Raw genomic sequence first — 19,325 nt, 5'->3', positions numbered from 1 at the left:
AGTATTTAACATAAACCATGAAATTTGTGACCGGAAATTCACAGAAATTTTAAAGAAAAAACACGGGTTCAACAATGAAAGAACACATTTGCTGCATAGAATAGTCAGGAAAACGGAGAGGAGGTATGAACTTGATAGAAGTGCAGAATCTAGTGAAAATGTATGGGAAGCATCTGGCGGTGGATCACTTGAGCTTTACCATAGAGAAAGGGCAGGTATATGGGTTCCTTGGACCGAACGGCGCGGGGAAATCAACGACTATGAACATTATGACCGGATACCTGGGGGCTACGGAAGGAAAAGTTCTGATTAATGGACACGATATACTGAAAGAGCCGGAGGCTGCGAAGCGGTGTATAGGTTATTTGCCGGAGCAGCCTCCTCTTTATATGGAAATGACGGTTCTGGAATATCTTACATTTGCGGCAGAGCTGAAGAAAATCCCGTCAAGTGAACGGGAAGGCCAGTTAAAGGCGGTTATGGAGCTTACGAAGCTTCAGGATGTAAGTATGCGGCTGATTCAGAATCTGTCCAAAGGATATAAGCAGAGAGTGGGGCTTGCGCAGGCGATTCTTGGATTTCCGGAAATTATTATTCTGGATGAACCGACGGTGGGACTTGACCCGAAGCAGATTATTGAGATACGGGAGATGATTCGTAAACTTGCCAAGAATCATACGGTAATTTTAAGTTCCCATATTCTTGCGGAGGTGCGGGAGGTCTGCGATTACATTATGATTATCTCCGGCGGAAAACTGGTGGCAAGTGACAATCCTGAGAATCTGGAGAAGAAAATCGGCGGCGATGGCGTTACGGAAATCCAGGTAAGAGCAACGGTAGAAGAGGTAAAAGAAATCCTGTCGGGCGTGCCGGGAATGGGTAAGGCGGAGTTTACAGACCATAAGAACGGGCTGGTGACTGCAAAGATAGAAAGCAGTGCGGGGCAGGATATCCGGGAAGAACTGTTCTTTGCTTTTGCGGGGAAAGGGGTTCCGCTGCTGGAGCTTACAAGGACGAAGACCACCCTGGAAGAAATCTTCCTTGAACTGACACAGGGAAATATTGTAGAAAGTGAGGAACAGATAGATGGCGGCGATATATAAAAGAGAACTGAAATCCTACTTTCATTCCATGATAGGTTATGTGTTTATTGCCTTTTTAATGGTGTTTATCGGTATCTATTTCATGGCGTATAATCTGAATTACGGTTATCCGTATTTTTCTTATGTTTTAAACAGCGTGGCATTTATTTTATTAATTGCAATTCCGGTGCTTACCATGCGGAGCTTTGCAGAAGAAAGGAAGAACAGGACGGATCAGCTTTTATTTACCTCTCCGGTGAATCTGTTTGGAGTGGTAATGGGGAAATATCTTGCAATGGTTACCATTTTTGCTATTCCGTGTGCGCTGTGCCTGATTTTTCCGTTGATTATCAAGGCCCAGGGGAGCGCGTATTTAAAGGTGGACTATCTTACCATTCTGCTGTTCTTCCTGCTGGGGTGTGTTTACATTGCGATTGGAATGTTCATATCTTCTCTGACAGAGAGTGCGATTCTTGCAGCAATCGGAAGCTTTGGTGTTCTGCTTATCCTGTATCTGTGGAGCGGAGTGATGAGTTTCCTCCCAAGTTCGGCAGGTGCGAATGCGGTGGGGCTTCTGTGTATTGCTACGCTTCTTATATGGCTGGTATGGCATATGACGAAGAACTGGCTGCTTGCCGCATGTCTTGAGTTAGCGGCGGTTGTGGGCGGCGTAATTGTCTTTGTGGTAAATTCCAGTATTTTTGAAGGAGCGCTGCAAAATATTCTTGGAAATTTGGATTTGATAGAGATTTTTACCGGAGTTCTGTCAAATAACCTTTTAGATGTCAGCGGGATCATCCGGTATCTGACGGTGGCAGGAGTATTTATTTTCCTGACAATGCAGATGATTCAGAAGAGACGCTGGAGTTAGGAGGTCAGAATGTTGGAAAAAATAAAAAAGATTTTTAGAAGCACGACTTCCAGAAACGGGAGCTACAGTGTGGGAATGATTGTTCTGGTAATCGGCATTGCGGTGGTTGTGAATATGATTGCGGGACAGATACCGGAGTCCTACCGCAATATTGATGTCAGCGACAACAAAATATATGAGATTACGGATACGAGCAGAGAGATGCTTAAGTCCCTGGATAAAGAAATAAAATTCACTGTATTTGCAGAGAAGGATTCGACTGATGAAAGAATTCAGACCTTTCTTAAAAAGTATACGGGGCTGTCGGATAAGATAGAAGTAGAATGGGTGGATCCGGTGCTGCATCCGTCTGAGCTTACGGAAAATAATATGGAGGCAGATGGAATCCTTATTTCCTGTGAAGAGACGGGAAAGAGCACGTCGGTTACCTTTGATGATATACTGGTGACGGATGAATACTCCTATTATATGACCGGCAGTTCTTCGCCTACAGAGTTTGACGGAGAGGGTCAATTCACAAGCGCAATTAATTTTGTCGCCAGCGGGGAAACGAAAAAACTGTATTATACTTCCGGTCATGGTGAGCAGACTTTTTCTTCTTCGGTAACAGAATTGCTTGAGAAAAATAATATCGAAGGAGAAGAAGTAAATCTTCTTATGACAAATGAGATTCCGGAGGATTGCGAACTATTGATGCTGTATGCGCCGACGGCTGATATCTCAGAAGAAGAAAAAGAACGGATTCTTTCCTATATGTCAGAGGGCGGAAAAGTATTTATTATCCTTGGAGAGATGGAAGGAGATGCTCCGAATCTGGATGCGCTGTTAAATGAATATGGTATGCAGCGGGAAGAAGGGTATATTGCGGATATGCAGCGCAATTACCAGGGAAATTATTACTACATTTTCCCGGAAATCACAGCAACAGGAGAGCTGGCGGAAGGGCTGTCCTCAGATATGGTATTACTGGTGAATGCGCATGGCCTGACAATGACGGATGCGGCGCGGGATACCATTTCCGTTACGGAATTTATGCAGACTTCTTCCCAGGCGTATGCAGTGACGGAAGAGACTCAGGAGGAAGGCACTTATACGCTTGGAGCGGTTGCCACGGAAACCATTTCCTCTGAGGAGGAAGACGCAGAAGATGAAAGCAGTGATTCTGAGGAAGAGACGAAGGAGAGCCGGCTTACAGTAGTGTCTTCTGACAGTTTGATTGACAGTCAGCTTACGGATAATCTGGCAACGCTGGAGAACCTGGATCTATTCATGAATGCAGTCACCAGTAATTTTGACGATACGCAGAATGTAGCTATCGAGGCGAAGAGCCTGGAGATTACTTACAATACCATGAAGCATACCGGTGTGACAGGAATGGTCGCGATTGTGGGAATTCCGGCGCTTGTACTTCTATTCGGCTTCATGAAGTGGTGGAAGAGAAGAAAGGCATAGAGAAGGAGGCCCCGTATGAAATCAAAAAAAGGATTCTTTATATTGTTGGCAGTGTTCTTAGTGCTGGTGGTATGTTATCTGGCGCTGAAAGTATGGACCGAGAAAGCGCAGGAGGAAGAGCAGGCGAAGACAGAGGCGGAGCAGATCTATCTGACAGATACGGATGTCAGCGAAATTACTTCCTTTGGTTATTCTAACGGTGAGACAGAGTTAAGCTTTGTAAAAGAAGAAGATACCTGGTATTCTGAGACAGACAGAGAAGTAAATCTAAACCAGTCGTCAGTGGAAAATATGCTGAGCCAAATTGCCTATATATCCGCAGACAGGAAGCTGGAAGATCCGGACGGCCTTGCTGACTATGGTCTGGAAGATCCGGTCTACACCCTGTGGTATACTACGGAGAGCGGAGAGACGGTAACGGTTCTTGTAGGGAATGCGGCGGGAAGCAATTATTATGCCATGGAGCAGGATGGAAGCGAGGTATATACTGTCTCCGGAAGCTGTATCGAAAGTCTGTATTTTGACCTTGAAGATTTGAAAGAAGAGGAAGAAACGGAAGAGACGGACACGACCGAAGAGGCGGATGTGTCTGACGGGTCGGATATATCAACAGATACGCAGGAAAGCGAATAAAGGAGAAAAGAGTGAGCTGGTGCGGTGTGCTGAGACTCACTCTTTTTTGTATTGTTAATGCAGATAGATATTCATGGCCGTTTATGTTCTTACGTTATACATGATTTTAGGATATAATCCATGCCTTCATCCATTTGAAGAACTTCTGCATACTTAGATAGAATATTAATAATAATTTTCAGGTTATCTCTATCCTCAAAATCGCTATCATAAATAAATAATACTTTTTTTACTCCTGCTAACTCGCCCGCGGCAAAAGACCATTGTCTGGCATTACTTATAAGTCTTCTTAAATTCTTGCCTTTGAACGAAAAATGCTTAATACACAGGTTTTCCAGCTGATAATCAAATGGAATTTCGTCATTAAATTCACCGGAAATTCTACCATTTGAATATTCTAAATTATTAGTTTCAAGTACACGTTTGATTAGCTTCTTTTCTTCATTACTATTCAATCGTTGAGATTTTGCCAAATCATATTTTAAATAAACTTTCGTAAGGGCATCTACATAATCTTCGTTTTCATCAACATTTAATTTCTTAATTGTAGAAAATCTAAACTCATTAGCAAATACTTTAACATATGAGTGTAAGTCAAATGAATCCTTATAGTTTAAGATAGAAGTTTCAACATCCTCTTTAATCCCAACAAGGTATGCTCTTACAAAATTAATATCTGCTTCATCATCAAATGCTTGAAATCTTTTGAAATTGGAAATATATTTAAAATCACGTTGGCCTGTAGTAATATTGTGAAATAACACTCCAAGACATAAGCATTCATCTGATACAGGTGAATGATAGTAATTCAAAGCTGAATATTCAATATGACTCATAATATACCTCCTTTTCTACTTTATGTAATTTAGAATCGTAGATATAATAACATCGAAGTGGTTTATCCTATACATTAAATATTCAACCAATGCATTTTCGCTTTCTTGCGTTGGTCTCCAATCTTGTGGACATTCTTCGATAAATTCCTTTATTACATTACAATTAATTTTACTTTTAAATTCTATACTTGCTTGTTCCAGGGTTTCTTTTGTAATAGAAATATTTCTATAAAACATACTATATAACCGTTCGTTATATTTAAGAACTTCTGTACTAAGTAAATCATTCTCTTTCATTGCCCTTTTTAAACAAACCGAATCCCAGATTGCACCATTAATAAACACATGAGTATGATCAATCACCTTCAATGATATGTCATTTTTATAAAATCGAACCAATAAATTTCCTTCATTCCTGTCTTTATTAAATATAATATGATCAAATAAAAGAACTTTGATGAAAACTTCCTTGTTCTTCATCAAATTAATAATAGATGATAATAGCTTGGTGGTTTTCGGCATAAAAGTTGAGTAAAACGCATATCCATAATTATTGTTCGAAGCAATATTAGAATCAAATACTTCTGTGTTCTCATCCATTACACATATTCCACAATACGGCATCGGGATATCGATAAGTATTGCCAATCTATAACACACATACTCATTAAAGAGCACTAAATTTCCTTCTGGACCATGAGACAATTTTACCACGACTTGGGAACCATCATCCAAAATTGCATATTTGGGCTCTGTAATACCAATATTCATATTATAATGAATTTGAGCAATATGCTTTTTCTTGATAATATCACCCCCACGCTCTCTTGAGTTTGTATTTTACAATAAGCAAAAAAGCGATAGTAATCTACACGATTAAAGCCAAAATGCCGTCACGCCTTTATTATAGCAAATCTTCGCAGGTTGACAACCTGTTTTTGAAAGGTTGTGCAATAAATCCTTCTGCTGACTTATAGACATAATAACACACTTTCTGAATTATGTAAATAATTTATGGATGATTGACAGTACCTGATTGAAAGTGATAAGCTAATAAAAAGTATTTTTATAACGATGCGTGTTGGACTGACGGGGGATTTCTTTAGGAGGAAGGCTATGAGGAAAATATCAATGCTATATCTGCTGCTGGCGGGTATCTTTCTGCTTGCCGGGTGTTCGGATGAGACGGCTTCTATACAGAAAGAAGAAGAGACAGACTATGCCCGTGTGACCTTATTTTCGGACGTGGAATTCTGGCATCCTCCTGCGTGGGATGTGTCAGAGGGAACTATTACCGGGGAGATATCCCGCAAAACGAAGGCAGTGGTAGATGTGAAAAATATCATTGGCGATCCAGATAAGCAGCTGAGCCTGATGATTGTGAATAATGAATTGCCGGATATTATATCGGTGACGAACAGTACGGTCATTAATCAATTAGTTACGTCAGGTAAAGTGTGGAAAATCGATGAATTTCTGGAAGAATATAAGCCGGATTCTCATTTGCTTGATAACATGCCGGAGGACATCAGGCAGGAACTGGTTCAGAGAGACGGAGCCTGGTATGTGCTTCCTTCCCATGTGAATTCACCGGATGCCAGGAGCTTGTGGAAGGCAAGCGACAAAAGATATGACGAATTGGCGCAATATGGGGATAATCTGGCGATTATCTGGAACAAGGAACTGTTGGAAAAGTTGGGGCTTGCTGTTGAAAATCTGCAGACGGAGGAGCAGGTGCTGGCGGCATTCGAGAGAGCCGGGCAGCAACCGGATGTGATTCCGTTACTCGTTGATGGGGATTCCTGGCAGGAGTCAACGCTGGCTTTCCTGGCAAATACATTTGGTGTGGAAGTGGTGGATGAAGAAGGGAATTACATAGATCCGGCGCTTCAGGCAGAGATGAAGGATGCGCTGTATTTTTTTCATACTGTGATGCAGAGAAGTTATGCGGATATCAACCAGATGTCCATGTCCAACGATGAAGTGAAAGGTGTAATCGCGGGCGGAAATGTGTTGTGTTTTATCGGAAATGTGGCGAATACGGCAATTGATGAAAGAGAATGGGTATCATCCGGCGCCATACGGCCTGCCACAGGTAAGACTTCGGTTGCGGGAAGGAGCGATCATGCAACCACTGGGTGGATTAATACCTTTATAGCAAAGGATTGTAAGAACCCGGAGCAGATTGCGGATTTTATTGATTATATGACCAGTGAAGACGGATTGCTGCTGTGGTGTTATGGTGAAGAGGGAAAGCATTATCACTGCGATGAGGATGGTCTGCTCGAACTGACGGAAGAAGGGCTGAATGCAAGAGTCAATTATACACAGAGTGGCGTGTTTGCCTGGTGGATGTTCGCGAATACAGCATGGGAGCGGAGCGTATTGGCTCCCTTTGAAGAGGGCAGTGTAGATGAAGCTTCATATGAAATCACTACGGCGTATGCCCTGGATGAAGATACGCATATTTATGACAGCGCTCTCGTCAGCGACCTTTCAGAGACACTGCTTCCGGGCAGTATTTATGAAAAGATGGAAGAAAATGTGGAAGAATGGAAGCGGACGCAGTTTCCCCGGGTTATTCTGGCGGAAAATGACAGGCTGTTTGAGCAGGAATATCAGAATCTGTTAAGTGGACTTGCGGAACGCCAGATTTACGAGCTGGACAGTAAAAAGAATGACAGCTATCAGAAAAACTGTAGTGAGTATGGGAAGAAAATTGAAAAGATGAATTAGACGAGAGAGGAACAATATGAGAAAGATAAAGCACGGCCTGTTCTCTCAGTTATTATTGATAAGCAGTATTATCTTGCTGGTCCTTGCGGCAACGTATGGAGTGACGAGGCAGTATGTCAGAAGAACAAGCCGAAGCAGTGTACTGGAATTGAATGAAAAAGCACTGACGCAGATTCAGAAGAGTGCACAAGATTTTTACGATTCTATGAATCATGTGGCGACAACACTGGTGTATTCGCCTACTGTTTACCGGTATTTTACGATGGATTCGGCGGGTAGAGTGACGTCGGAAGAAGATCTTTCGACGGTCTATTTGAATACGATGCTTTTGGATGAAAATATAGCAGGAATCTATCTTTATGACAGAACCATGGAAAAAATATCCAGTACGGGAGAAGAACTGGAAGAGACAGATAGTATGGAATTCATCCATGAGAGAAAGACACAGATGGAATTTGGCAGTACTTTTTTGCTGGAACAGTCGGAAATAGCAAGCTATGTCATATATTTCCCGGTATTTGACCTGGAGAATGTCAAGTACGGCAAACAGATTGGCATGTGCTCGCTGATTATGCGCGCCGGGAATTTTGATGAAATGTTGGAAGGTTCTCAGGCAACGGAGCATACGCAGGTATATCTGCTGGATGGGGAAGGGCAAATTGTCGCATCCAGGGGAAGCTCCGTTTCCGGGAAGCTTGGACAGGATATGAAGAAGAATACAGAGGAATATGACGTCCAGTTCAGGAGTCTTGCGATGGACGGGTGGAAGATTGTCAGCCGGATTCCGGTAAATGAGATGGAGGGCGGAACCGGCTGGATGCAGAACTTTATGATGGTGGCTTATATGATAGCAGGTGTGGCGGTGCTGATCCTGATATTTTTCTGCTACAAGCGTTTTATAAAACCGATTCATCAGATAAATGAATTTATCCGCAGTATCGTAGCTATGCCGCAACAGCGGATAGAAGTGGCGCGGGAAGATGAAATCGGGCTGGTGATGGAGAGCCTGAACCAGATGCTGGACGAGAAGGACCAGATGGATCGGGAGATGGACATTTCAAGGAAGAAGATGTACGAAGTCCAGCTTGCCAAAAAGCAGCTTCAGGTACTGGCTTACCGCAATCAGATTAATCCGCATTTCTTATATAATACCTTTGACTGTATCCGGGCAATGTCATTGTATTATGATGCGGAAGAGATTGCGGAGATTACCATGGCGCTGTCCCGTCTCTTCCGGTACGCAGTCAAAGAAGAGAACATTGTGCAGGTGGAAGAGGAATTGGAATATATTAAGGAATATGCCAAGATTATCGAGTTCCGCTTTATGGATAAGATTGATGTGGAAATTACAGCGGACGATGCGGCTTTGGAGAAGCCGATTGTAAAACTGATCCTGCAGCCCCTGGTTGAAAATGCGGTTTTCCATGGCCTGGAACAGAAAATCGAGGGTGGGGAAGTGCAGGTAAAAGCGAAGATGTATGATGAACGGCATCTGATATTTACGGTAGAAGACAATGGATGCGGGATGAAAGCTGATAAACTGGAAGAAGTATTGGCAACCCTGGAATCCAGGGAAAGTACGAAAGGCGTCGGGATGGCTAACATTTACCAGCGACTCCGGCTATTCTATGGTGAAAAGATGGAATTTACAGTAGAAAGCACATGGGGAGAAGGAACAAAGGTTACCATCTTGGTTCCGGATGAAGTAGAGGATGGAGGCGTAAAAAGTGTATAAAATATTTCTTGCGGATGATGAAATATGGGTCATTATGGGACTTAAGAAGCTGATTGAAAAGGTTGGGGCACCCTTTCAGGTAGTAGGTGAGGCAAGCAACGGCGTGATGGCGTTGGAGGAAATTGAGAAAAAGAAACCGGATGTTCTGATTACGGATATCCGGATGCCGGGAATGGACGGGCTTGAGTTGATGAAGGAGATACGGAAGAAAAAGCTGGATACGAAAGTGGTGTTAGTCAGCGGGTATGCAGAGTTTGACTATGCACAGAAAGCCATCCGGATGGGAGCGGTAGATTATCTGCTGAAGCCTGTGGAGGCAGAGACATTTGCAAAAGTGCTGGAAAATCTGGAAAAGATGCTGGACGAGTGCGGCGGAAAGCAGGAAGAACAGCCGGAAGAGATTCTCAATCCGTCGGCGCTGGAGAATATTGTTGAAGAAATTCAGGCTCGCTATAATGAAAATATTACTCTGACTGGTTTTTCCGAAAAGCACAACATTAGCGTGGGGCATTTGAGCAATCTTCTGAAAGAGAGGCTTGGAATGTCTTTTTCTGAGTATATCACGGCGAAAAGAGTCCAGAAGGCGAAAGAACTTCTGGCAGATGAGAGACTTTCTGTGGAGAAGGTAGCAAACGAGGTGGGGTACAAGGATTACTTTTATTTTACAAAGGTTTTCAAAAAAGCTGTGGGAATTTCCCCAAGCAAATATCGTAAGAATTTATAGAAAAGGGCAAGGCGCGGCGATTGCGCCTTGGGCGCAATCGTTTTATCCGTTCAGGTTTCTGAGGTGCAGATATACGGTGTTCTTTGAGATGTTCAATGTATCTGCAATAAACTGGACAGAATCTTTGAAATTAAAAAGTCCCTTTTCGTACAAAATAGAAATAATCGCTTTGTTCTTGTTGGTTGAAATAATCGACGCATCATTCATTACTTTTTCTTTTGCATTATTGATAAGATGCAGCATAAGTTCATGAGAATCTTCAAAAAATTCCTCGTTCACAAGCTCTGTTCCGGAAGATTGTCTGGGCGGTGAAGTAAAGCCGTCTATAATTTTTGAAAAAGGAACATCGAGATAAAAGTTAATACACAGCAGACCGATAATTTTGTTTTCTTCTCCCCGGATAATAATAGTCGTGGACTTCATGGGCTTATTATTTTTGTTTGTTGTAAAATATGTAATATTATCACCGGAAGCATTCTCTTCAATGTTTTTCAGCATATTTAAAGCCATATCGGTAATGGGAGAACCTACTTTTCTCCCTGTATAGTGTCCGTTGGCGATTGCAATTACGGATTTATCGTAAGATTCCAGATTGTGAAGGATTAATTCGTAGCCGGGTCCCAGATAGTCGGCAAGTCCCTTGATCAGGTTTTTATAAGAATTCAGGATCAGTCTGTCAGTTTCAGTTAATATGCAATTTGTTTTCATTTGTATAATCTGCCTTTCGCTTACACCCCACTTTTTGAATATAACGTGGATATAATAAAAAATTATATCATAAAAACGAGAAAAAGTAAAGTGACGGATTGTTTTGACAAAATAAAACAAATGTATTGACAATTCGAATAAAACATATATAATAAAAATTAGTTCACTTAATAAATTATTTTTTATTCAAAGGAAGAAAGGAGAGAAGAGGATGGAGAGAATCAATACAGAAAAGGCCCCGGCGGCGATTGGCCCATACTCACAGGCGGTGGAGCATAACGGCATTATTTATGTGTCAGGACAGCTTCCGATTGTCCCGGAGACCGGTGGGTTTGCAGAGGGAGGAATCGGTGAATTAACCAGGCAGTCTATCAAAAACATTGCAGCTATTTTAGAAGAAGCCGGAAGTGATATTACACAAGTATTAAAGACGACCATTTATTTGCAGGATATGAAAGATTTTACAGAAGTAAATGAGGCATATGCGGAATTCTTTGGAGAGACGGCTCCGGCAAGAGCGTGCGTGCAGGCTGCGGCGCTTCCGAAGGGGGCGAGAATTGAAATCGAAGTGACAGCTTATAAAGAATGATGGCATTTAATTTAGAAGAAAGGGAGAGATTATCATTTCCGGCGAAATATCTATGAAAAGAAATATGAATGTGAGATTCTCTGATTTATCAGGCGGATTGTTTGCGGAAACCGGAAAGGCGGATGTTGGTGAAGGCGCGGACAAGTTTCAAAAAGCAGGCGGAGATAATATGGCATGGGCGGATATGTTCTATCCGGATCCCTGGCTTCCGGAATCAGTAAGGGATGCGTCCATTGCTGTTATTGAGGAAGGTATTTCTTCACACTATACGCTTCCGGTCGGCCTTCCCAGACTTCGGGAGGCGTTGGCAGAGCATATCCGGGAGAAGGATGGAATTGAGGTAGACGCGTCCAGAAATATTATTGTTACACCGGGGTCGGATTCCGGGCTGTTGTTTGCAATGATGCCGTTTCTGGAAAGCGGCGATCAGGTGTTAGTGCCGGATCCCGGATATCCCAATAATTACCTGAACTGTAAGCTTCTTGGAGCAGAGGCGGTCCATGTGCCGACCTATCCGGAAGACAATTACCAGATAAGAGTGGAGGAGCTTGAAAAACGAGTAAATAAGAAGACAAAAATGGTTGTGCTGACACATCCGAATAATCCGACGACGGTTGTTTACAGGAGAGAAAATTTTGAAAAACTGGCGGAATTTATGGTTGCCAATGATTTGATCCTGGTATGCGATCAGGCATTTGAGGATCATGTGTTTGACGGGATTGAATTTGTAAGTCCATGTACGCTTCCGGGCATGTGGGAACGCACGGTAACGGTCTGCTCGCTTTCCAAAGGATACGGGCTGAGCGGTTATCGGATCGGTTATCTGTATGCAGATGACAGGATTATGGATGTATACTATGGAAGCGCGGTCAATGTGGTTGGCGCCCCCTGCACTATATCCACTTACGGGGCAATCGCTGCGTTAAAGGATAAGACGATATTACCGGCATATAAAGAAATATTGGACCGCAGGCGCTGCATCGCGCATGAAATTCTAAGCAGTGTGCCGGGCGTCCGTATGAACAGGAGTGAAAGCGGTATCCTGTCCTGGCTTGACGTCAGCAGGCTTGGAACAGCCCGGGAGGTTACAGATTACCTTGCGGAACATGCAAAGATTCTTGTGAATCAGGGGACGGCCTATGGTATGCAGGGAGAAGGGCATATCAGAATTGTGACAGCCTGTTTCAGAGAGGAAGAAGAAGCAGTGAAGCGCTACAAACGGATAGCAGATTCGTTGTGGCAGTTAGCAGAGAAAAAATCTATTATTACATGACGAGAGGAGGAACTATTATGACAACTTTGATTTCAGCAGATAACCATATTGCGTTATTTGCCTTGCTTTGTGCAATCTGTGCGATTGTTATTTACCTGGAGCAGAATTATAAATGGGCGGCGAAGATTACAGGGTGTATCATGGTTCTTTTGATTACCCTGGTGTTATCGAATCTGAGAGTAATTCCGGAAAGTGCGCCCGCCTATGATTTTGTCGGCAATTATCTTGTGCCGATGGCGCTGCCGTTATTACTTTTTAAAGCAGATATTAAATCCATTGTAAAGGACAGCGGGCGTTTAATTGTGTTGTTTTTCATCGGTGCAGTGGGAACCTGTGTGGGCTCTGCGGTGGCATTTCTGATTACTTCAGGGCATATCAACGAGGCACCGAAGTTTATTGCCATGATAACAGGTTCTTATATTGGCGGAGGCGTTAATTTCGTCGCTATGGCAGATAATTACGGAGCAAGCGGGACAACAGTCGCAACGGCAAATGTAGCGGATGCGCTTACGATGATGTTCTTCTTCTTTGCGCTGATGGTTATTCCTTCTATTAACTTTTTCAAAAAGCACTGGCTGCATCCCTATGAAGATAAAATAGCAAAGCAGACGGAAGCAGAAAATGGACAGGCGGCTACCAGTGCGGGAGCATATTGGGGAAAGAGAGAGATATCGCTGTTTGACCTGGCGCTCGAGATTGGGCTTTCGCTGGTAATTGTAGCAGTGTCGACGCCGATCTCTGAATTTTTCTCAACGGTGATTCCTACGAGTAATTTTGTGTTTAATTTCTTTAACGCACTGCTTGGAAGCAAATACTTGATTATCACAGTGATTTCCGTTATTATAGCAACCATTTTCAGCGACAAGCTTGCGAAAGTCGGAGGAGCGCAGGAGCTTGGTACATACTTTATATATCTGTTTTTTGCGACGATGAGCGCACCGGTATCCATCAGGCTTTTAGTAGGAGACGCACCGTGGTTTTTCGTGGCATGTATGATTATTGTTGTGATTAATATTCTGTTCGTGCTGCTTGGGTCAAAATTGCTGCATTTTGGTATTGAAGAGGCGATGATTTGTTCGAATGCGAATATCGGCGGAGGTTCTACCGCAATGGCGCTGGCGATTGCGAAAAACTGGACGGAGCTTATTATTCCGGGACTTCTGGTAGGCACGCTGGGAAATGTAATCGGCAATTTCTTCGGGATTTTAATGGGAACATTGTTTGGAGCATAGGAGGTGGATTATGAGGATTGATAACAGGGATATTCCCAAAGGAAGTAAGGTAAAATGGAATTTTCTGGCTGCAGAAATGACAGTAAACAAAATCGAGATACCGGTGACTGTAATCAACGGAGTGAAGGATGGACCGACGGTCGTAATTACGGCAGGCGTACATCCGAATGAACTGATCGGGCAGGCGGCAACCGTACATCTGGCTAAAGAACTGGAGCCGGAGGATATTGCAGGAACTTTGATTTTTGTACATATTGAAAATCCCATGGGACTTCAGTTTAAATATGCAAACCGCTCGCCGCTTGATAATGTGAATATGAATTCTGTGTTCCCGACGGGAATGGAAAAGGGAGAAGATATGGGAAAGGACAGCCTTCATTTAGGAATCTCTCCGACCAAGCAGGCGGCAGAGAGGATCTTTCACACATTTATCAGCCTTGCGGACTGGCATGTAGATATGCACGGCGGGGAACTGTTCGAGGATCTGGATTTCAATATAGAAATTCTTCCGATTGGCACAGAGGTAGATGAAAAGACGCGGGCTTTGGCGAGGATGTTTAAGTCTGAAAAGATATGGGAGGTTCCACAGGGAACAATCCCGCAGATGCCCAATTATCCCGGCAGGGGATCGGCGGTAGCCGAGGCGAACCACAGAGGAATCCCATCGGTATTTTTCGAGATAGGCGGAGAAGGACGTCTGAATAAAGAGCTGGTGGAACAGGCATGTGATGCACTAAAGAATATGATGATGTGTGTCGGCATGTTGGAAGGAGAACCGGTATACGTGGAGCCGGTTGTATATTCTGGCGGAAATGTATTATTTGCACAAAAAGGAGGCCTTCACTACATTCATATTAAGAGCGGAGATCTTGTGTATAAGGGTCAGGAGCTTGGATATACCATGAATTGGGATGGAGAAATTATTTCCCGTGATATCTGTCCGTGTGATGGGCTGATGACAAATATGGTCGTACATGGCGGTGTAGAGCCGGGAGATATGTTGTACGTAATTGCTAATAAATAGAAGTTAATAAAAGAGGAATAAACCGGCGTGGCAGAAGTCGCGCCGGTTTTTCCTTTTCTGAGAAAATATTTTAAAAGCTCTTGTACAAGGTGTTTGGTAATGCTATAATAGTAAATAGTTACAAAAGAGTTGCTGTAAAGAGAAAAAATATGGCAAAAACAGCCAAAATATTTAAAGGAGGAAAAAGTATGAGGAAGAAAGCAGCACGAAGTTTTTTAAGTCTGATTCTTGCGGCAGCGATGGTCGTCATAGGACTGCCGTCAGCCGTATATGCAGCAGGGACATCTGCGAAAGAATCAGATGAGGTCATTGAGACTGCAGAAGGAGAGGATATCATTGATATTGCACCTTATGCAGCAGTTTCCACGGATTATGTATCCAGTTGGGAAAATTTGAATGGGATTAACAATGAGGCGTTTGAACCGGGAGCTTCTAATCAAGGCAATAATCAAGGATGGGGCAACTGGCCGCAGGATCCGGGAAGCTCGCATTACGTTCAGTATGACTGGACAACCCCTATTACCACGGATTCTTTTCAGGTATACTGGTATGATGACGGCGGCGGTACACGGGTTCCATCCGCAATTCAGTTCCAATATAAGGATGCAAGCGGTAATTGGCAGGATCTTGCGATGAAGTCCAATCTGGATGATGTGATTAAGACGGATCAGTATAATACGATTTCCGTGGACAGCGTGACGACGAAATCCATCCGCTTCAATGTGACGGTAAGAGATGATGCGGCGGCGAATGGCATATATCGCTGGAAGGTTCAGTTCGCATTGACAGATGAGACGGCGGATACTGTTCTGGAACTGGCGAAGGAACAGCTGGTTTTAAGTGACAGAATGGCGTCGGATACACTTCTGCCGGCACAATTGTCAAATGGCGTGACGGTGGCGTGGACGGAGAATCATGATGCGGTCAATATCGAGGGTGGAAAAGCAGTTGTAACCAGAGGTGATACAGATGTGACAGGAACTCTTCGGGCAGAGTTGTCTTTGAAGGGCAAGTCTGTCACGAAGGATTTTACAGTCACAGTTCCGCAGAAAACAGATGCCATTCCGGATATGCTTGCGAAGTATGATTTTTCGAATCTGTCAGGAACACTTGCGTCCGGCAGTACGATTGCCGATGTATCCGGCCACGATCATAATGCAGTTGTGCAGGGCAGCGGAGTTTCAGCGGCGGGCAATGTGCTGACGCTCTCCGGAGGAAACGGCTATGTGCAGCTTCCTACAGGGATGTTCGACAATCAGAACAACCTGACAATTTCCATGTGGATCCAGAATGATATAGGGCCGGCGTGGACGTCTGCGTTTTTCTTCGGTAAGAATACTACCAGCTATTTTATGATTAATCCGCAGAATCCTTCCACGAATGCGGCGAAGATGTGTATTACATGGGGCGGCTCCGGAAGTGAGATCGGGATTGCACCGGGGACAAATCTGAGTGACGGGCCATATACAGGAAGCGAATGGACGCATTATACGGCGGTTATTACGGAAAATAGCATTACAGGCTATATTAATGGGGAAAAATATAACAGCTATGCGCTTAACAGAAAGGTTTCCGATATGGGAACAGGACTTCTGTCCTACATCGGAAAATCTGAATATGCCGGAGATCCTATCTTCCGGGGTAAAATAAGAAATGTATCCATTTACAGCAAAGCAGTTTCTGATGCAGAGGCTGGGCAGCTTTATACGGAAGGGCTTACCGAGGAACAGATTCTTCAGAATGCGGCAGATGCATTGACGATTCCGGAGGTAAAAGACGACGCTCTTTCTACCGGAATCTATGATTCCGTGACGCTGCAGAAAGCGATGCTCAGCGGCTTGGTTACTATTTCATGGGAAAGCGGCAGTGAAGAGATTATTTCCACAGATGGTAAAGTAACCGCACCCAAGGAAAATACAAATGTGAAGCTTACGGCTGAGATAAAGGTCGGAGATAAGACGCAGGAGAAAGAATTCAATATCCTGGTTCTTTCCAAAGATTCCACTACTTACGCTATGACTCTTGATAAAGAGGATAAAGGTGTGGATATTAGCCAGGAGCTTTTCGGACTTTTCTATGAAGATATTAACAGCTCTGCGGACGGAGGACTGTCACCGGAACTGGTAAAGAATAATTCTTTCCAGAATTACGCGGACGGCTCAGCGCCAACGAGTCCGGCAACCCGCGGAGACCAGACTTCCTGGAAGAAATACTGGACGTCCAGCAATAGCTCAGGATTTACGGTGGAGCAGACGGGCGGACTGAATGAAAATAATACGAATTATGCGAAGCTTACCGGAAATCAGACCTTGAGCAACGTAGGCTTTACAAAGATGTGGGATAACACCACGCCGTCGATACCGGTAGAGCAGGGAATGAAGTATGACTTCTCCATGTGGATGAAGGCGGACGCTGCTTATGCAGGAACGGTTACCGTACAGGTGACAGACAGCGCGGGGCAGGCGCTTACGGACGTGCAGACGTTGGAGCTTAAGAAGGACGGCAAATGGAATAAGATCAGCGCAGCGCTTACGGGAAGCAAGACGCAGACAGGAAAACTGACACTTACTATTTCAGGAGCTGCAGCAGCGGATGTACTCTGTGTTGATATGGTGTCACTGGCATCTCAGGATACCTATGGCTATGGAAATAAGAATTATGTTTACGGCGCAGGCCTTAGAAAAGATCTGGTAGAGGCGCTTGCGGATCTGAAGCCAAGCTTCATCCGGTTCCCGGGCGGATGTGCCATTGAAGGCGACTATGGCGAGGACAGCTTCTACAACTGGGAGAATTCTATCGGGCCTCTTGAGGAAAGAAAAGCACAGGCAAGCTACTGGGGAGATTCTACGATTGGCAAGAACCCGGATCCGGAGTATGGATATATGATGTCCTTTGAACTGGGCTACCACGAAATTATGACGCTCTGTGAGGATCTGGGAGCAGAAGCTTTCCCGATTATGAGCGCAGGTATCTACTGCCAGTTTGCAGGAAATGCTCCGGCAGCGAAGTCAGGAGAAGAACTTGATCCTTATGCACAGTACGCTATTGATTTCTTAAATTACTGCTGGGGCGACCCGGACAGCAGCAATGCAGAAGAAGCAAAATGGGCGAAGAAGCGTGTGGAGAACGGGCACGCAGAACCATTTGAACTTCACTATATCGGTATTGGTAATGAAAACTGGAATACCAATACGGTAAATTATTATGAGAACTTTACTTATATTAAGAATAAGATTGAAGCTTACAAAGAAGCGCATTATCCGGATCATCAGTTACAGCTTATCTTTGCCTATGGTCCGTATTACTGGAATGCAAGCAATGGTGAGGATGCCTATTCTTATGTAAAGAGAACCATGACAGGTGAGGTTCTGGTAGACGAGCACTATTATGCGGGAGCAGGCTGGATGCTTGAGAATACCCACCGTTATGATAGTTATGACCGTCTGGATGAGGATGGAACGAATGTATTTGTAGGCGAGTATGCAGTTAATGATAAAGGCAATACACTGGAAGGAGCAATTGCAGAGGCCGCTTATATGACCGGCTTCGAGCGCAACGGAGACATTGTGCGCCATGCGTCCTATGCTCCGCTTCTGGCGAAAATTGGGGCAACCAACTGGTCGCCGAATATGATTTACTTCGATGAATATGATGTAATGAAGACACCGAACTACTATGTACAGTGGATGTATGCGAATAATTATGGAAAAACGATTGTCAATACAGCTCTTAGCAGGATTAACGGCAGCGGTTCCTATCAGGCACTGAATGGCGGACAGACTGACATTTACCAGGTATCTTCTGTAGATGAAAATTATATTTATCTGAAACTGATTAACAGCGCGGACTATCCGAAGGACATTACCCTTACTTATCCGGGCGTTGAAGCTGGCGAAGCAGAGATTATCTGCCTGACCGGAGATGCAAAAGCGGAAAATGTGATTGGTAATGAGACGGTTGTTCCGGTGACAACTAAGGAGAAACTGACAGATGGAAAGCTGCAGTATCTGGTTCCGGCGACGTCATTCAGCGTAATCAAAGTAGCGTATAATGGTAGTGTGACGCCGGAAGTAAAACTGGAATCCATTACGGTAAAAGCTCCGACAAAGACCGAGTATACAGCCGGAGAAGAGCTTGACCTTGCAGGAATGAAGGTAGTTGCGAAGTATTCTGATGATACAGAAAAAGAAATCACAGAAGGCTACGAAGTAAGCGGCTATGATAAGGCTAAGACCGGAGAGCAGACAGTAACGGTGACGTATGAAGGAAAGACAGCGACTTTCAAGGTAACTGTGAAGGAAGCAGCGAAACCGGATGATACTGACAAGAAGGAGCTTGAGAAGGCAATCGAAAATGCAGTTCCGGACACTAAGAAGGAACAGTATTCAGAAGCGAGCTGGGCAGATTATGAAGAGGCTTTGAAGAAGGCA

At 43.9% G+C, this 19,325-nt stretch carries 15 protein-coding genes; 12 read left to right on the top strand and 3 right to left on the bottom strand.

Annotated elements, in window-relative coordinates; genetic code table 11:
• The first annotated feature begins 131 nt into the window (after positions 1 to 131).
• Genes OCV99_RS06950 through OCV99_RS06935 form a run of 4 tightly spaced genes read left to right on the top strand, consistent with a single transcriptional unit; the run spans position 132 to position 4,038 of the window.
• Entirely contained in the window at positions 132 to 1,103 is a 972-nt protein-coding gene (locus tag OCV99_RS06950; protein WP_158369379.1) for an ABC transporter ATP-binding protein, read from the top strand.
• Positions 1,087 to 1,953 (top strand): ABC transporter permease, encoded by an 867-nt coding sequence (locus OCV99_RS06945; protein ID WP_158369378.1) that lies wholly within the window; start codon positions 1,087 to 1,089, stop codon positions 1,951 to 1,953. Before OCV99_RS06950 ends, OCV99_RS06945 begins: the two co-directional genes overlap by 17 nt.
• 9 nt (positions 1,954 to 1,962) lie before the next feature.
• Positions 1,963 to 3,405 (top strand): GldG family protein, encoded by a 1,443-nt coding sequence (locus OCV99_RS06940; RefSeq protein WP_158369377.1) that lies wholly within the window; start codon positions 1,963 to 1,965, stop codon positions 3,403 to 3,405.
• A gap of 15 nt (positions 3,406 to 3,420) precedes the next feature.
• Positions 3,421 to 4,038: a DUF4340 domain-containing protein gene (locus OCV99_RS06935; protein WP_158369376.1), complete on the top strand. Its 618-nt coding sequence runs from the start codon at positions 3,421 to 3,423 to the stop codon at positions 4,036 to 4,038.
• 89 nt (positions 4,039 to 4,127) lie between these two features.
• Here OCV99_RS06935 and OCV99_RS06930 read toward each other — a convergent pair whose 3' ends face one another.
• The gene (locus tag OCV99_RS06930; RefSeq protein ID WP_158369375.1) at positions 4,128 to 4,874 is read right to left on the bottom strand and encodes a hypothetical protein; all 747 of its coding nucleotides are present in this window, start codon (positions 4,872 to 4,874) and stop codon (positions 4,128 to 4,130) included.
• 15 nt (positions 4,875 to 4,889) lie between these two features.
• Positions 4,890 to 5,657 carry a HipA family kinase gene (locus OCV99_RS06925; RefSeq protein ID WP_317247919.1) on the bottom strand — a complete coding sequence of 256 codons (768 nt, stop codon included), beginning with the start codon at positions 5,655 to 5,657 and terminating at the stop codon, positions 4,890 to 4,892.
• Positions 5,658 to 5,990: 333 nt separating this feature from the next.
• On the opposite strand from OCV99_RS06925, the gene OCV99_RS06920 reads away from it, so the two are divergent.
• The 3 genes from OCV99_RS06920 to OCV99_RS06910 are packed head-to-tail and all read left to right on the top strand — an operon-like array spanning position 5,991 to position 10,069.
• Positions 5,991 to 7,610, top strand: a complete 1,620-nt coding sequence (locus OCV99_RS06920) for an ABC transporter substrate-binding protein (RefSeq protein ID WP_262575098.1) — start codon at positions 5,991 to 5,993, stop codon at positions 7,608 to 7,610.
• 16 nt (positions 7,611 to 7,626) lie between these two features.
• Positions 7,627 to 9,345, top strand: coding sequence for a cache domain-containing sensor histidine kinase (locus OCV99_RS06915; protein ID WP_158369372.1), 1,719 nt, complete (start codon positions 7,627 to 7,629; stop codon positions 9,343 to 9,345).
• A complete protein-coding gene (locus tag OCV99_RS06910; protein WP_158369371.1) occupies positions 9,338 to 10,069 on the top strand; it encodes a response regulator transcription factor in 732 nt (243 codons plus the stop codon). The genes OCV99_RS06915 and OCV99_RS06910 overlap by 8 nt, the downstream gene beginning before the upstream one ends.
• A gap of 42 nt (positions 10,070 to 10,111) precedes the next feature.
• On the opposite strand, the gene OCV99_RS06905 is transcribed toward OCV99_RS06910, so the two are convergent.
• Positions 10,112 to 10,777 (bottom strand): helix-turn-helix transcriptional regulator, encoded by a 666-nt coding sequence (locus OCV99_RS06905; protein ID WP_158369370.1) that lies wholly within the window; start codon positions 10,775 to 10,777, stop codon positions 10,112 to 10,114.
• A gap of 211 nt (positions 10,778 to 10,988) precedes the next feature.
• On the opposite strand from OCV99_RS06905, the gene OCV99_RS06900 reads away from it, so the two are divergent.
• From OCV99_RS06900 to OCV99_RS06880, 5 genes are all read left to right on the top strand, one after another.
• The gene (locus OCV99_RS06900) at positions 10,989 to 11,366 is read left to right on the top strand and encodes a RidA family protein (RefSeq protein ID WP_158369369.1); all 378 of its coding nucleotides are present in this window, start codon (positions 10,989 to 10,991) and stop codon (positions 11,364 to 11,366) included.
• A 52-nt stretch (positions 11,367 to 11,418) separates the two neighbouring features.
• Positions 11,419 to 12,639 (top strand): pyridoxal phosphate-dependent aminotransferase, encoded by a 1,221-nt coding sequence (locus tag OCV99_RS06895; protein WP_262575094.1) that lies wholly within the window; start codon positions 11,419 to 11,421, stop codon positions 12,637 to 12,639.
• A 17-nt stretch (positions 12,640 to 12,656) separates the two neighbouring features.
• A complete protein-coding gene (locus OCV99_RS06890) occupies positions 12,657 to 13,871 on the top strand; it encodes a DUF819 family protein (RefSeq protein WP_158369367.1) in 1,215 nt (404 codons plus the stop codon).
• A gap of 10 nt (positions 13,872 to 13,881) precedes the next feature.
• On the top strand, positions 13,882 to 14,895 hold the full coding sequence (locus OCV99_RS06885) for a succinylglutamate desuccinylase/aspartoacylase family protein (protein WP_158369366.1): 1,014 nt from the start codon (positions 13,882 to 13,884) through the stop codon (positions 14,893 to 14,895).
• Between the two features lie 188 nt (positions 14,896 to 15,083).
• The coding region (locus OCV99_RS06880; RefSeq protein WP_262575091.1) for an alpha-L-arabinofuranosidase C-terminal domain-containing protein at positions 15,084 to 19,325 on the top strand (4,242 nt) is incomplete at its 3' end.

Origin of the sequence: Dorea acetigenes, from assembly GCF_025567385.1 — a bacterium.
Lineage (GTDB): Bacteria > Bacillota > Clostridia > Lachnospirales > Lachnospiraceae > Claveliimonas > Claveliimonas acetigenes.
The sequence above is the reverse complement of the archived record's forward strand: the minus strand, read 5'-3'. Positions and strand labels throughout refer to the sequence as shown.

Excerpts from the sequence above, each read along its gene's own strand:
- OCV99_RS06945 (WP_158369378.1), top strand. The coding sequence starts at position 1,087 with ATGGCGGCGATATATAAAAGAGAACTGAAATCCTACTTTCATTCCATG.
- OCV99_RS06940 (WP_158369377.1), top strand. The coding sequence starts at position 1,963 with ATGTTGGAAAAAATAAAAAAGATTTTTAGAAGCACGACTTCCAGAAAC.
- OCV99_RS06935 (WP_158369376.1), top strand. The coding sequence starts at position 3,421 with ATGAAATCAAAAAAAGGATTCTTTATATTGTTGGCAGTGTTCTTAGTG.
- OCV99_RS06930 (WP_158369375.1), bottom strand. The coding sequence starts at position 4,874 with ATGAGTCATATTGAATATTCAGCTTTGAATTACTATCATTCACCTGTA.
- OCV99_RS06920 (WP_262575098.1), top strand. The coding sequence starts at position 5,991 with ATGAGGAAAATATCAATGCTATATCTGCTGCTGGCGGGTATCTTTCTG.
- OCV99_RS06915 (WP_158369372.1), top strand. The coding sequence starts at position 7,627 with ATGAGAAAGATAAAGCACGGCCTGTTCTCTCAGTTATTATTGATAAGC.
- OCV99_RS06905 (WP_158369370.1), bottom strand. The coding sequence starts at position 10,777 with ATGAAAACAAATTGCATATTAACTGAAACTGACAGACTGATCCTGAAT.
- OCV99_RS06900 (WP_158369369.1), top strand. The coding sequence starts at position 10,989 with ATGGAGAGAATCAATACAGAAAAGGCCCCGGCGGCGATTGGCCCATAC.
- OCV99_RS06895 (WP_262575094.1), top strand. The coding sequence starts at position 11,419 with ATGAAAAGAAATATGAATGTGAGATTCTCTGATTTATCAGGCGGATTG.
- OCV99_RS06890 (WP_158369367.1), top strand. The coding sequence starts at position 12,657 with ATGACAACTTTGATTTCAGCAGATAACCATATTGCGTTATTTGCCTTG.
- OCV99_RS06885 (WP_158369366.1), top strand. The coding sequence starts at position 13,882 with ATGAGGATTGATAACAGGGATATTCCCAAAGGAAGTAAGGTAAAATGG.